Genomic DNA, 13,816 nt, shown 5'->3' with positions numbered 1-13,816 from the left:
TTGCCTCCTGTGACGACACGCGCCATCGACGCTGGCACGATCATTCGCCGCAATCTCCGTGACGCCCCGCCGCGCGTCTTGACGACCGACCTCTGCGTCGTGGGGTCGGGAATCGCCGGCGTATCCGCCGCGCTCGAAGCGGCGAGACTCGGGCATCGGGTCGTTCTGGTCGAGGCGGGCGGATCGCTCGGCGGTCAGTCCGTCGCAGCGCAGATCAACACATTTTGCGGGTTCTATGCGAATGGACCAACGCCACGGCAAATCGTCTTCGGCATCGCCGACGAGATACTCGCAGACCTCGGGAAGACCGGCGACGTCATGCTGCTTCGCAGCCGCCACAACTCTTTCGTCGTTCACTACCATAGCGTCGCTCTACAACGCTGGATCGAGCGGGCGACGAGCCGCGAGAGCGTTACCCCGCTTCTCGGCGCGGCGCTGTTCGACGCTCGCGTCGAAGACGAGCGCCTAGTCTCCATTTCCGTGGCCACGCGCGCCGGGATACTGCGCATCGAAGCCGAGGCCTTCGTCGACGCGACAGGAGACGCCGCTGTCGCCTGGATGAGCGGCCTCGCTACGCGAGAGCCCGCCGCTGGGCCGATCTATGGATCGCAGAACGGCATCCTTCGCAATGTCGATGAGCAGGCGCTCGCGGCGATCGATCGCGCGACCCTGCGATCGCGCCTCGTCGCCAAAGGCTGCGCCTATGGCTTGGACAGAAGCGACGCCTTCATATTCACCGCCCCGGGATCGGGCGAGACGCTCGTCAATATGACGCATGTAGAGACGCCTCTCGATCCCATCCATGCAAGTGAGATGGTCGCCGTCGGTCACGACAAGATGGACCTCGCCCTCGACTTTCTTCGGGCTGAATTTCCGGAAGCTTTTTCTCGCGCCGTGGTAAGCATATATGGCGCGCTCGGCGCACGCCAGACGCGCTGGTTCAAGAGTCGCTGTCAGCTGAGCGCGGACGATGTGCGGGCCGGAACGATCTTCGAGGATGCGATCGCCCATTGCGCATGGCCGATCGAGCTCCACAATAGTCTCGACCAAATCTATTTCGAGGCCTTTGATGAGGAGCACATTCATACGATTCCGTTTCGCTGCATGGTTCACGACGAGGTCGTGAACCTGCTCGCCGTCGGCCGATGTGTGGATGGCGACGCGCTCGCGCTGTCCTCCATTCGCGTAATGGGCCCGTGTATCGCGATGGGAGCCGCGGCCGCCCACGCCTTCGACCTGACCGGCGGCAGGTTCGACGCCCCGCCTGTCGGCCGCCTGCGTCGACGCCTGGCCGCCAATCTCGGGCTGGCGCAACTCGCCTGAGCGCTTCGGGCCGTTTCCAAGTCCCGGGCTTCGGCCGAAAAAAAAGCGGCTTGCAAATCTATTAAAACCATCGATATAATAGATTACTATCGGGAGTTCCTGACGCATGTCGCTGAGCTTACAGCCTCGTCGAAACGGAAATCCGACGCTCACTCCGGCGCGAGACGATCGGCCGCATGGCGTCAGCGTCATTCGCAATCAGATTCTCGAGAACGACCTTCTCCACGTGTTCGTGACGGTCGTCGACCAGGGCGGGTTCACTGCCGCCGCTCGAACGCTGCACAGAACCCAGGCGGCCGTCAGCCTGCAGATCAAACGTCTCGAAGACATTATCGGCGTCAGCCTGATCATGCGCCCGCAGAGAGGCTTTCGCCTCACTCCCGAAGGCGATCTCATGCTCGATTACGCGCGGCGCATGTTGGCGCTCAACGCCGAAGCGCTTCGCACGCTCCGCGCCGAAGAAACCGATTGCACGGTACGCCTCGGCACGATCGACGATTACGTCGCCAACATTCTGCCGCCGCTCGTCGGCGCATTCTGTCGTTCGCATCCACGCGTCAATGTCGAGCTCTATGGCGGTATGCCGAGTTCGATGCTCACACGCATCGGCGCCCATTTCGATATTGTGATCGCCATGGAGCCGGCCGGCACGAGCCAGGGACAGGTGCTTCGTCGCGAGCCGGTCGTATGGACGACATCGTCCGAGCACAATCAACATGAGCGATCCCCCTTGCCTCTGGCGGTTGCTCCGCCTGGAAGCATGTTTCGTCATTGGGCGATCGCCGCTCTTCAACAAAGTGGCGTTCCCTGGCGTCTCGCCCATGTGAATTCGAACGTTTCCGGCATAGAAGCCGCCGTGCGACAAGGCCTCGGCGTAGGGGTGTTCAAAGCGAGCACGATCGACGATCGACTACGGCGTCTCGACGAAAGCGACGGATTCCCGCGGCTTCCCGATGTCGAGATAGCGCTCTATTCAATTCGCTCGTCTCCGTCCTCGCCGACCATGCGGCTGAGAGACTATCTCGTCGAGCGGCTCGGAGATAATTCAGGCTCGGATTGACCACGCGGAAAGCCGACCATGCCGATTCGGCTATTCGACGAATAACCGAATTCCGTATTTCCAAAATCATATGATCGCCTCAGATTCCTCGAGCGTGAGCGTGTCGCCGAGGAGAGATATCTCGGCGAGATCCGATTGCGGGACCTCTATCGATTCATGGCCATGACCAGCGCTTATCCGAGTCTTTGTCCTCGACCATTCGAATATGACAAATCGCATGTCGTGAGCTCGGACGGCGTGCAAATCGTCGTGCGGCGGTGGGGCAATCGCCGAGGACCGCCGATCATCTTTGTCCATGGCTTCGCGCAGAGCGGTCTCGCCTTCATCCGGCAAGTACGAGACGAACGTCTCGCGGAAAAATATCATCTGATCACCTATGATCTTCGCGGTCACGGGGCGTCGGACAAACCTCTCGATCGTAACGCTTACCACGACAATCGGCTCTGGGCGCATGATCTACGCGCCGTCGCCGCTGCGGTCGGCGCGGCGCGGCCAATTCTTGTCGCCTGGTCATTCGGAGGCCGCGTCGTTTGGGACTACCTCAAAGAATATGGCGACGAGAGCCTCGCCGGCGCGCAATTGGTGGGATCGTCGTGGCGCCGAAGCAGCGAATGGACGAGCGCGGCTTCGGCCGCGAGCCTACCGCTGATGCTCGAAGACGATCTATCCACTAATATCGCCGGAACGATCGCCTTTCTTTCGAGCTGCTTCGCAACGCCGCCATCGCCGGAGGAGTTCGCGCAGATGCTCGCCTATAATATGACGCAGCCGCCGTCCGTTCGAAGGCTGATCGTTGGACGACCACAGCAGCCCCATGACTTCATCGCCTCGCTCTCTTTGCCGCTCGCGTTCATCGTCGGCGAGAAAGATCGCCATTGTGACCCGCGCGCGTCGCGCGCCTCCGCCGAACATATTCGCGGCGCAACCTTCCTCGAGCTGCCCGATGTCGGCCATTCGCCGTTCTACGAGGACGCGCCGGCGTTCAACGCGCAGCTGCTGAGCTTTGCGGAGCGCGTCTTTCCGCGCGGATGAAAGCATCCACCGTTTTCGATATGCCACTCATAAGAAGAATCAGCGTTGCCTGAGCGTTTACGTAATCTGTAGCGTTGCTTTACGATGTTTGCGTCAGAAAGTGGGAATGATGAGAAAATCGCTTATCGCCGCTATTCCGCTTTGCCTCCCCTTCACTGTCACCAGCGTCGCGCAGACGCTTCGTTCCGAGGAGGCGCGCGTTCCAGATGTGGTGGTCGGCGCGCCGAAATCGACCGCCGACGTGTCCGAGCGTCAAGCGACCGCTTTCCAAACGACGCCGCAGGCCGCGACCGTCATCACGAAGCAGCAGATCGACGCGTTGCAGATCAGCAATCTTCTGCAGGCGCAAAAGCTCGAGCCGAGCTTGCAGATCCGCTTCGCCGACGTTCGCTCATTGACTGTCAATATTCGCGGGTTCGGTTCGTCGACCTCCGTCGCCACCGACGGAATCTTCGGCGGCGTGCCGGTCTATGTCGACGGCATATTGCAACCTCGGCCAGGCCAAGCGATATTCGATATTCCCGATCTCGTTGGCGTCGACGTTTTAAAAGGGCCACAAGGAACGAGAGGCGGGATGGATTCGACGGGCGGCGCCGTCTATCTCAACACGGCGTCGCCGAGCTTCGACACACAACGAAAGCTCGAAGTCACTCATGGAAGTTATGGCAACATTCAGGTTCGCGGATCGGCGACGGGTGCGATCGCCGACAGCGACAAGTTGGCGTTCCGCTTGTCATTCGTCAGCGCCGATCGCGACGGATACGTCTACAGCTATTACAGCGGCCAAAAATACAATGACTGGCACAACAAGAGCTTTCGCGCGCAGATCCTGTTCCAGCCGACGAACGACCTCAGCGTACGTCTGATCGCCGACTATTCGCGTGTCAATCAGGCGTGTTGCCCGAATGTGCTGAACGGCGTCGTCGCGAATTACGCCAATGGCGCGGCGGTTCCGAACAATCTCTACGCCCGCCTGGCGAGGCTGAACTATGCGCCGACATCGTTCTACAATATCGACAGCTACAAGGGCGATATTTCCGGCTATCTGCAGAACACGCAGCAGAGCTATGGAGTGGCCGCTGTGATCGACTACAAGCTCGGCGGCTACGAATTTTCCTCGGTCACGTCTTTCCGAGGGTGGAGCTTCGATCCGCTGAACCAGACGAGCAGTGCTCTCGCCCCGGTGCGGACGACCAACTCGAACAATCAAATCGCTGAAAGATCCCTGCAGCAAGAGTTCAAAGTATCGACGCCCGCCAACGGCCCCATCGAGGGAACCGCAGGCCTCTTCTATCTATTCGAGCAGCTCTATGACTGGGGATATTCGAGCTATGGCCCAGCTGCGGGCGCATGGTACGGCTCGGCGGCGAATCCCCAGGCCTTAAACGATATCGCGCTCAACAACCTCGCCTCCAAGTCCTACGACAATCCAGTCAGTCATGTTATCGCGCCTTATGCGCGAGCCGTCTGGCATGCGACGCCGGATCTCGATTTCACCTTCGGTCTTCGCTACTCTTATACCGCGAAGAGCACATTATTTCGACAGTACCAGTTTGCCGCCAACAGCCTCGACGGGCTGACCGCGGCGCAACAAGCCACCGCGCGATCCGCGCGAATTGGATTGATCGGCGCAGATCGTGAATTCTACGCCACGACACGACAAGGATTGATTTCCGCTCTCGCCTCCGCCTCCTATAAGATTTCGCCCGACGCGCTCGCTTATGCGACCTACGCGCGTGGAGGACGCGCCGGCGGTCCAAATCCCGTCGCCAACCTTCCGACGACAGCCGCTACGACGGTGCGGCCCGAGGAATTGGACGACTTTGAAATTGGATTGAAGACTGATTTCTTCGATCATCGACTGCTCGCGAACATTGCAGCCTTCATCATGGTCGACCGGAATTATATCACCAACGTCACCGATACGTCTGGCGCTCGGCCGATCACCTATCTTTCCAACGCCAAGAGGGCGATCTCCCGAGGGTTCGAGCTCGATCTGCGGGCAAAACTCATCGAGGGGCTGACGACCTATGGTTCAGTCACCTACGATCACACCTATTACGACTCGTTTGAAAATGCGCCTTGCCGATTCGAACTCGCATTCTTGAGCTCTTGCAGCCTGACCGGCCGCCCGATCTCCCTGACGCCGCGATGGGCTCTCGCCGCCGGCGGCGAATATGCGCACGATATCGGACACGTGCTCGATCCGATCGAAAGATCGGTGATCGCCTATTTCGGAGCCGACTTCTCCTACCAGACGAAATTCTTCTCGGTTCCAGACGATTCGATCTACAGCGTCATCGACGCGTACGGTCTGCTCAATCTGCACGCCGGAATTCGGCTCGACGATGAAAGCGTCGATTTGTCGGGGTGGGTCCACAATGTGACCAACAAGCACTACTTCACTACCGTGTCGCCGAATTTTACCGCTGGCGGAGTGATCGGCACGCCTGCTGATCCGATCATGGCCGGATTCACGCTGAAAGCGAAATTTTGAACGCGACGCCGATGTGCGACTCTTCGTCCCCGAGGCCGTGTTCGTAATCGCTCCGAGCCTCGTCGACTTGCGCGGGGGCCTCGACGGCGATTGCATGCTCGCGAATGAAAAGATCGCGGCCCGGAATCTATCTTCCGAGCGATAGACGCATTAGCGGGAGCGATCTCACGCATAAACGAAACGAGCATTGCCAAATGCGACCGTGATCGGCATAGCTAGAAACGGCGCTTTTGCCCATCCCCTGTCGAGTTGTCCCGCGAAATGTCGCTCGAACAACAGAGCCGCAGCAATGGAGTTGTGGTCGCTCACGCGCGGTGGCGTTGGTTCCGCTTCGCTGTGCTGCTCACGGGCGTTTTTCTGTCGCCACTCGATTTTTTTATCGTCAATATCGCGCTTCCGGCGATCAAGGAGGAGTTCGGCGCGACGCCCGCCGATTTGCAACTCGTTGTCTCAGGCTACATGACCACCTATGCCGTGTTCCTTATCACAGGCGGTAGGCTCGGAGACATTTTCGGACGTCGGACCATCTTTTTGGCGGGACTCGCCTGCTTTGCCGGCGCATCGGCGATATGCGGTTCGGCCCCCAGTTCCAGCATTCTCGTAGCGGGCAGAGTTCTCCAAGGATTCGGCGCCGCGCTGATGGTTCCCCAAGGGCTCGCGTCCATCAATGTGATTTTCGCACCGGAAGAAAAATCGCTCGCGCTGGGTCTTTATGGCGCGACGCTCGGACTTGCCGCGGCGAGCGGACAAATCCTGGGCGGCTTCCTGGTCTCGGCCGATGTCTTCGGTCTCGGCTGGCGGATCGTCTTTCTCGTCAATCTGCCGATCGCAGCGGCCGTTCTCATTTCGGGGCTTCTCTTGCCCGAGGCGTCTAATCCACGTCGACCGCGGCTCGATATTTTCGGCGTCCTGCTTTCTGCGCTGACGCTCGCTCTCGTCGTCACGCCGCTGATCGAAGGTCGTGAACGAGGCTGGCCGCTCTGGTCCCTGCTATTACTGATGGCGGCGCCGATCGCCGGATCGCTGTTCCTGCGAAATGAGGAGCGACTCCTGCGAGATGGAGGAACTCCGCTTTTCGATCCGCGCGTCATGGAATTGCCCGGCTTCGGCCTGGGGTTGCTGGCGGCCCTCTTCTTCTATGCCATCGGCTCGTTTTTCCTTATTTTTTCCATTTATCTGCAAACTGCGCTCGGAGAATCTCCGAGAGACGTGGCGCTCGTCTTTCTCCCATTCGGCGTCGGCTCTTTTCTCGCTCCGCTGCTCAGCCCCTATGCCGGCCGGTTGCTCGGCCCGCGAACGGCTCCCTTAGGAATCGCTGTCGAGACGATCGGTATGCTGGGCCTAGCGTTTGTCGTTTGGAATTGGCGAACCGACCAGTCGCTCGATCACGCGCTTCGCGGCCTTGCACTGTTCGCGATCGGCTTTGGGCAAGGGACAGCGTTGCCGAGCCTCGTTCGCGCCATTATCGGCAAAGTCGACACGGCATGGTCTGGGCTCGTATCCGGCATCATCAACACGACCTTGCAGATCAGCTCCGCATTGAGCATCGCCATCGTCGGCGGATTGTTTTTTTCGATCGCCGGTCATGAGCCCATCGCTGAAAATATCTCGTTCGCATTGGTGGTGTCCTTGATCGCTATTTCGGGTTGCCTCGTCATTGCCGCGCTCGCAACCGTCGCTCTCACGCAAACAAGGCTCGTCGAGCTCGGCACGACGCCCAGCAAGAAAATCCGCTAGCGCGCGCCGGCCGAAAGGCCTTATTCTTTCTGATGCACAATTATAGAATAATACACGCTTTTGGCTTGTCGATATGACATCGCAGAATTACGAGGCAGTTAAATTGTTATGTGTCGTATAATAAAATTCTATATTGCTATTTTTAACGATTGTAATATTTATTTCGTTGTCGAGCTTTATTGTTGCTCGGTTATGGATGCGGCTACAAGAATAGAGGCTCGCCCTGGCATCGTTCTCGGGAGACTCGAATGACGACGCGGCAATTCGTCGAGACAGACAATAGGAATTTTTTTCGGGTGCATCGGCAAGTCTATGTATGTGAGGATACTTGGCGCCGGGAGCTGACGCGAATATTCGATAAATGCTGGCTGTATGCCGGTCATGCGAGCGAGTTGGAAAAGCCCGGCGACTTTCTCACGCGCAAGATCGGCGGTCGCCCCGTCATCTTGGTCAGGGACGTAGCTTCCGAGGCGCCGCTCGCGTTCTTGAACGCCTGCGCGCACCGCGGCGCCGTCGTCTGCACGGACGCGAAAGGAACCGCCAATCGATTTGCATGTCCCTATCACGGCTGGATGTACGATACGTCGGGCGCGCTCACCGGCGTGCCGGGAAGGTCCGCGTATGGACGTGTCGGCGAAGGGCTGCCCGAGCCTTCCTTGCCGCAAATCAAGCTCGATGATTATCGCGGCTTTCTATTCATCAACTTCGGCGAACCGTTGGTGAGCCTCGCCTCCTATCTCGGGGGCGCGAAGGAATACATAGACCTCGTCTGCGATCAGTCCGAAGGATCCGTCGAAGTTCTGCCCGAACATCTTCATCACTCCATCCGAGCCAATTGGAAGCTCCTCGCTGAAAACGGCGTCGATGCCTATCATCTGCCATTTGCGCACAAACGATTTCTCGAGCTTCTCGATTCGCTCGGAACCGATCCGAACTCGCACAAGCGCAGCGGCGTCGGCTATGCTCTCGGCGGCGGACATGGCGTCATAAAGAGCGGTCCGCCTTCGACTGGACGGCCCATCGCCTATTGGAGCCCCCTATTCCCAGCCGACATGAAAGCAGCGATCGATAAAAAGTTCGACGATCTCGTCGCTCGTGTCGGACGAGGACGCGCGGAGGACATGGCTCATACCAACCGCAGCCTCTTCGTTTTTCCAAATCTGGTCATCAACGACATACTCGGCTTGAACATACGGACTTTTTTCCCGACGTCTCCCGACGAGGTCGAAGTGACCGTCTGGGGTGCCGGATTTTCGAATGACACGCCGGAAGAAAGAGCCATGCGCGTCAGCGCACTGATATCCTTCATCGGGCCAGGCGGTTTCGGAACGCCCGACGACGTCGAAATTCTGGAATCCTGTCAGCGCTCATATGCACATGCGGGCATCGGCTACAGCGACTTCTCGCGTGGCATGAGCGTCGGCACGACAAAACATACAGATGAAGAGCAGAACCGAGCCTTCTGGCGCGAATGGGCCAATTATGTGGAGCAGCCGTAATGACAGCAACATTCGTCGTTCCCTATATGAGCGCAGTCCCGATTGTTCCGGATATCGTAAGCCGCATCACCTCCTTTCTCGCCTTGGAAGCGGACCTGCTCGACGAATGGCGCCTCGATGACTGGTTCGAGCTTTTTGAACCGGAGGCGCGATACATCGTCGCTCCATTGCAGCGCGCGGCCGAAAGCGCGCCTGAGCAAGCCCTCTGCCTGATCTTGGACGATTATGAGCGACTGCGGGCGCGCGTTCGGCATTTCGCGGGCGCGTCGACTTGGATGGAGCAACCGCGCTCGCGTACGCGTCGCTTGGTGTCCAATTTGCGATTTTTGGCCTCTGCGACCGAAGAGATCGTCGTGAGAGTGAATTTCGTCGTCTATCAATTTCGAAATCACGAATCCTGGGAGTTCGTCGGCAGCGCCAAATATCGGCTCGTCCCGCATGAATCCGAGTTTCGAATCCGTGAGCGGTCGGTGCAATTGGACCATGAGTCCATCTCGAAACAAAGACGCATCAGCATCATCATCTGAGACCTTTCTCGGAGAACGCCATGCAGAACCAAGACAGCTATTCGAAGGACGAGAGCGAAGCCTATATCCACGATGTCGGCTACGCCGATCGAGAGCGATTGGAGATATTGACCGAGCTATACGACCCCGCGAGTCGAGACTTCATCACGAGCCAGCTTCCCGACAATGCGCGGTCCGTATTGGAAATCGGATGCGGGCATGGCCAAATGGCGTTCTGGTTCGCCGATCAGGTCAGGTCACGCAGCGGAGCTGTCGTGGCGATAGACGAGTCGCAAGCTCAGATCGACGTCTGTCTCCAGAGGCGAGACGAGCGCGGGATCGACAATATTCGCTTTATCCGCCATGATATGACATCCACGCTGGATATCGGAGAAGCGTTCGACGTCGTCTACTGTCGCTTCGTTCTCGCGCATATCACGAACTGGACGACATTTTTCGAGAACGTCCTGTCGCTATGCAAGGACAACGGCTCGATTGTCATCGAGGAGCCGACGACACGCCGTTTTTCGATTCCCCATCACCCCTCCGTTCCCCGGTCGGTCGAGCTGCTCGAAAGGCTGGGCGAGAGAATCAACGTCAAATTCAATTGCGCGGAGCCGCTCTGGACCTATGTGCAGAACATGGACGTCGCTATCGAAGCGGCGCAGTTCACACAACCGGCGCTCAGGACCCCGCGTCAAAAGAGCCTGATCTGGCGTTCGTTCGTTCAGATTCGAGATCGGCTGCGAGAATTTGGACTCGCGACCAGTCCAGAAATAGAAGCGCTCTACCGCGATCTCCGGAATGTCGCAGAGGACGACGGCTACCTACTGGAAGGCGTTCGTATTCTTCACCTGCATTTGAGAAAGCGCCCTCCGGTGCGAAACTAAACGGCCCCAGTTCGGATCGCGGAGCTGCGCGACGGGGCGTCTCTTCATGCTTCGACCGCGTGGCGGAAACGGCGACGAGATCGAGTATGCGCTAGAACGCCGAGGTCTGCATGTCTCATAATTGTTTCGGCCACCTCTTCCGCGTCACGACATTCGGCGAGAGCCATGGGCCGGCGCTCGGCGCAGTGGTCGACGGTTGTCCGCCGGGAATTGAGCTGACGGCGGCGGAGATTCGACATGCGCTCGAGAGACGTCGACCCGGCCAATCGCGCTTTACCACGCAACGGCGGGAGCCGGATGACGTGAAAATTCTCTCCGGCGTCTTCACGGACGGAAACGGCCGGCAAGTGACGACGGGCACGCCGATCGCTCTGATGATCGACAACACCGATCAGCGCACAAAAGACTATAACGAGATCGCGAACAAATTCCGTCCCGGTCATGCAGACTATGCCTATGATGCGAAATACGGAATTCGTGACTATCGCGGTGGCGGACGCGCATCGGCGCGGGAGACGGCCGCGCGCGTTGCAGCGGGCGCGGTCGCCCGCAAAGTCGTCGCGGGCGTATCGATTCGTGGAGCGCTCGTGCAGATCGGCGCGGATAGAATCGATCGCGAGCGTTTCGATTGGAGCGAGGTGGAGAGAAATTCGCTATTTTGCCCGGATCCACGAGCAGCGCGGCGTTGGGAGGATTCTCTCGACGAGGCGCGGAGAGCGGGCTCGTCCGTCGGCGCCGTGATCGAGGTAATCGCGGAAGGCGTTCCTGCAGGCTGGGGCGCGCCGATCTACGGTAAGCTCGACGCCGAGCTCGCGAGCGCCCTCATGTCGATCAATGCCGTCAAGGGAGTTGAAATCGGGGCGGGCTTTGCGGCCGCGGAACTCTCGGGCGAAGCCAACGCCGACGAAATGCGTTCGGGCAATGACGGCAGAGCGGTCTTTCTTTCCAATCACGCCGGCGGCGTGCTGGGCGGCATTTCGACCGGGCAGACGATCGTGGCGCGTTTCGCGGTCAAACCGACGTCGTCGATCCTCACGCCGCGGCTGACGATCGACAGCCTCGGAGGAGACACGGAAATCGTCACGAAAGGCCGGCACGATCCCTGCGTCGGCATTCGCGCCGTGCCGGTCGGCGAAGCAATGATGGCGATCGTGCTCGCCGATCAGTTTCTGCGGCATCGTGGCCAAGTCGGATAGCGTCGCAAGCGCTGGGAACTCGGTGTCACGCGGCGAGCCGGCATATATCGACAGACAGCCACGAAGCCACCCTCTCGCGAGCCGCGCCCGCCGGATGCGCAAGTCCGCTGCGCGCTGCGGCGCAGTGCTTCTCCGTCGTGCGGTAAATCTCACTTTCGTGCTTGACCCTGACATTGATGTCAGGGGCTAGACCATGCGGCAGGAGGGCGGATGAAGATCGGAGACGTTGCAAAAAGGACTGGGGCGAGCGTGCGCTCCATCCGTCATTACGAGAAGGTCGGCCTGATCCGCGCCACCCGCGAGGAGAACGGCTACCGCGATTTCGACGAGGCCGACGTCGCTTTCGTGCGCCGCATCGGCCGGATGATCCGGCTCGGCTTCACCACAGACGAAATCGCGACATTTCTCAACTGCATCGTCGACGATCCCGCCGCGGTTACCGCCTGTCCGAAGGTGGCCGCTGCGCATCGGTTGAAGCTAGAGGCGATCGAACGGCAAATGGCCGATCTCGAAACGCGCCGCCAGAAGCTTCTCGTCACCCTGAAGGCTGCCTCCAGCCAGGACGACATCAACGTATCGGAATCGCCTGTCCATGCCGAAACCAACCCCATCGCCCTCGCTCATCCTCGCCACCCTGGCGCTCGCCGTCTATTTCGTCGGCGCGGTTGAATTCATGCTCGCGCCGATGCTGACGCCATTGGCGTCGGCCTTTGCCGCGAAGCCCGCCGATATCGCCTGGCTCGTGTCGGCCTACGCGGTGTCCTATGCCGTACTCGCCCCGCTCATCGGCCTCCTCGGCGATCGGATCGGTCGGCGGCGTTTGTTGTTGCCAGCGCTGGCGCTTTTTGCCGCCGATGCGCTGGCTGTCGCCTTCGCGCCCTCGCTCTCTTTCGCGATCGTCGCGCGAGTGCTCGGCGGCGCGGCGGGAGCGGCGCTCACGCCGACCGCCTTTGCCCTGATTGCCGAGACCGTTCCCGAAGAACGTCAGGCCGGAGCCATGGGGCTCGTCCTCTTGGGCTTGACCCTCGGCATCGCCACGGGTCCGACTTTCGCAGGGCTATTGACCGACGCCTACGATTGGCAGGCGCCGTTCATTGCCGTAGCCTGCGGCTGCATCGCCGTCCTCATCCTGGCGGCGCGCATTTTGCCGCCATCCATCGCGCGGCGGAGTCGTCCGCTCAAAGCCTCGGCGGCCCGATTGCTCGACGGCGCGATCCTCCGGCCCAACCTCTCCAAGGGGTTCTGGCTCGGCGCGACGATTGCTGGGTTTCTAATCTCCGGCGAGGTTCTGCGTAGCCGCTACGGTCTTTCCACCGGCGTCATCGGCCTTTCGGTCGCTGCCTTCGGTCTCGGGCTCGCCGCAGGCAACCTGGCCGTCGGACGGCTGACCGCCTGGGCCGGACGGCCCGAGACTGTGCTGGTTTTCGCCATCGGCCTGATCTTCTTCACGCAGAGTGCGTTCCTGGCGACCGAGTCTAGCTGCGTATCGGCAATTATCCTTCTGGCTCTTTGGGGATTTGCCTCGGGCCTCGCCGCCCCGGCCAACACCGCCGTTCAGACGAGCCGAGCTGGGTCTGACGCGGGCTTTGTATTGGCGTCATCGGAATCGATTAACAATTGCGCTCTTCTCGTTCTGGCGCCAGTCGTCGCAAGCTGGATCGGACGGGCCGACACCGTCGACGCGGCGATCCTGCTCGGCGCCTGCACGCTCGCGGCGCTCGGCGTAAATCTCCTCGATCAGCGATCGCTCCCGAAAATCCTTCCCGGCGAAACCGGCTAGCATTATTCGGCGCGCCGCGTTTCGATTGCACGATGGCGCTGGTGTTCCAGGACGCGCGATTGCTTCCCTGGCGGCGCCCAGGCCAGTGTGACGATTGGGCGCATCTGCGCGCTGGATGCATTGCGCGGCATCGGCTTCGAGGCTTTCCGCATCAGTTCTCCAGCGGACAGAGGCCCCGCGTCGCCTTCGCCCGAGCGCTCGCGGTGCGGCCGGACGTGCTGCTGACGGACGAGTCTTTCTCCGCGCTCGACACGCCGACCTTTTGCCGGACGATCTGCTCGAGCTCCGGCGCTCCG

11 protein-coding genes and 2 pseudogenes are annotated in these 13,816 nt (G+C 60.0%); all 13 read left to right on the top strand.

The window, feature by feature from the left end:
- Positions 1 to 9 precede the first annotated feature (9 nt).
- Positions 10 to 1,323 (top strand): FAD-dependent oxidoreductase, encoded by a 1,314-nt coding sequence (locus tag C5689_RS03755; protein WP_158271740.1) that lies wholly within the window; start codon positions 10 to 12, stop codon positions 1,321 to 1,323.
- 106 nt (positions 1,324 to 1,429) lie between these two features.
- A complete protein-coding gene (locus C5689_RS03750) occupies positions 1,430 to 2,383 on the top strand; it encodes a LysR substrate-binding domain-containing protein (protein ID WP_108915932.1) in 954 nt (317 codons plus the stop codon).
- Positions 2,384 to 2,545: 162 nt separating this feature from the next.
- Entirely contained in the window at positions 2,546 to 3,415 is an 870-nt protein-coding gene (locus C5689_RS03745) for an alpha/beta fold hydrolase (protein WP_158271739.1), read from the top strand.
- 88 nt (positions 3,416 to 3,503) lie between these two features.
- Positions 3,504 to 5,912 (top strand): TonB-dependent receptor, encoded by a 2,409-nt coding sequence (locus tag C5689_RS03740; RefSeq protein WP_146188311.1) that lies wholly within the window; start codon positions 3,504 to 3,506, stop codon positions 5,910 to 5,912.
- 261 nt (positions 5,913 to 6,173) lie between these two features.
- Complete coding sequence (locus tag C5689_RS03735) at positions 6,174 to 7,649, top strand: MFS transporter (RefSeq protein ID WP_108915929.1); 1,476 nt, start codon at positions 6,174 to 6,176, stop codon at positions 7,647 to 7,649.
- A gap of 248 nt (positions 7,650 to 7,897) precedes the next feature.
- Entirely contained in the window at positions 7,898 to 9,148 is a 1,251-nt protein-coding gene (locus tag C5689_RS03730; RefSeq protein ID WP_108915928.1) for an aromatic ring-hydroxylating oxygenase subunit alpha, read from the top strand.
- A gap of 26 nt (positions 9,149 to 9,174) precedes the next feature.
- The gene (locus C5689_RS03725) at positions 9,175 to 9,675 is read left to right on the top strand and encodes an aromatic-ring-hydroxylating dioxygenase subunit beta (protein ID WP_108915927.1); all 501 of its coding nucleotides are present in this window, start codon (positions 9,175 to 9,177) and stop codon (positions 9,673 to 9,675) included.
- Positions 9,676 to 9,695: 20 nt separating this feature from the next.
- Positions 9,696 to 10,544: a class I SAM-dependent methyltransferase gene (locus tag C5689_RS03720; RefSeq protein ID WP_108915926.1), complete on the top strand. Its 849-nt coding sequence runs from the start codon at positions 9,696 to 9,698 to the stop codon at positions 10,542 to 10,544.
- 110 nt (positions 10,545 to 10,654) lie between these two features.
- Positions 10,655 to 11,740, top strand: coding sequence for a chorismate synthase (gene aroC / locus C5689_RS03715; RefSeq protein WP_108915925.1), 1,086 nt, complete (start codon positions 10,655 to 10,657; stop codon positions 11,738 to 11,740).
- 210 nt (positions 11,741 to 11,950) lie between these two features.
- Positions 11,951 to 12,088, top strand: a pseudogene (locus tag C5689_RS19055) (MerR family DNA-binding transcriptional regulator); the annotation flags it as partial.
- A gap of 45 nt (positions 12,089 to 12,133) precedes the next feature.
- On the top strand, positions 12,134 to 12,409 hold the full coding sequence (locus C5689_RS19050) for a MerR family transcriptional regulator (RefSeq protein WP_370464713.1): 276 nt from the start codon (positions 12,134 to 12,136) through the stop codon (positions 12,407 to 12,409).
- On the top strand, positions 12,333 to 13,520 hold the full coding sequence (locus C5689_RS03705) for an MFS transporter (RefSeq protein WP_108915923.1): 1,188 nt from the start codon (positions 12,333 to 12,335) through the stop codon (positions 13,518 to 13,520). Before C5689_RS19050 ends, C5689_RS03705 begins: the two co-directional genes overlap by 77 nt.
- Positions 13,521 to 13,663: 143 nt before the next feature.
- Positions 13,664 to 13,780: pseudogene (locus C5689_RS19045) on the top strand (ATP-binding cassette domain-containing protein); the annotation flags it as partial.
- Positions 13,781 to 13,816: the final 36 nt, after the last annotated feature.

This window comes from Methylosinus sporium, assembly GCF_003113265.1.
In the GTDB taxonomy this organism is placed as follows: Bacteria; Pseudomonadota; Alphaproteobacteria; order Rhizobiales; family Beijerinckiaceae; genus Methylosinus; species Methylosinus sporium.
This window is presented reverse-complemented; position numbering and strand designations above follow the sequence as displayed.

Excerpts from the sequence above, each read along its gene's own strand:
- C5689_RS03750 (WP_108915932.1), top strand. The coding sequence starts at position 1,430 with ATGTCGCTGAGCTTACAGCCTCGTCGAAACGGAAATCCGACGCTCACT.
- C5689_RS03745 (WP_158271739.1), top strand. The coding sequence starts at position 2,546 with ATGACCAGCGCTTATCCGAGTCTTTGTCCTCGACCATTCGAATATGAC.
- C5689_RS03735 (WP_108915929.1), top strand. The coding sequence starts at position 6,174 with ATGTCGCTCGAACAACAGAGCCGCAGCAATGGAGTTGTGGTCGCTCAC.
- C5689_RS03730 (WP_108915928.1), top strand. The coding sequence starts at position 7,898 with ATGACGACGCGGCAATTCGTCGAGACAGACAATAGGAATTTTTTTCGG.
- C5689_RS03725 (WP_108915927.1), top strand. The coding sequence starts at position 9,175 with ATGAGCGCAGTCCCGATTGTTCCGGATATCGTAAGCCGCATCACCTCC.
- C5689_RS03720 (WP_108915926.1), top strand. The coding sequence starts at position 9,696 with ATGCAGAACCAAGACAGCTATTCGAAGGACGAGAGCGAAGCCTATATC.
- aroC (WP_108915925.1), top strand. The coding sequence starts at position 10,655 with ATGTCTCATAATTGTTTCGGCCACCTCTTCCGCGTCACGACATTCGGC.
- C5689_RS03705 (WP_108915923.1), top strand. The coding sequence starts at position 12,333 with ATGCCGAAACCAACCCCATCGCCCTCGCTCATCCTCGCCACCCTGGCG.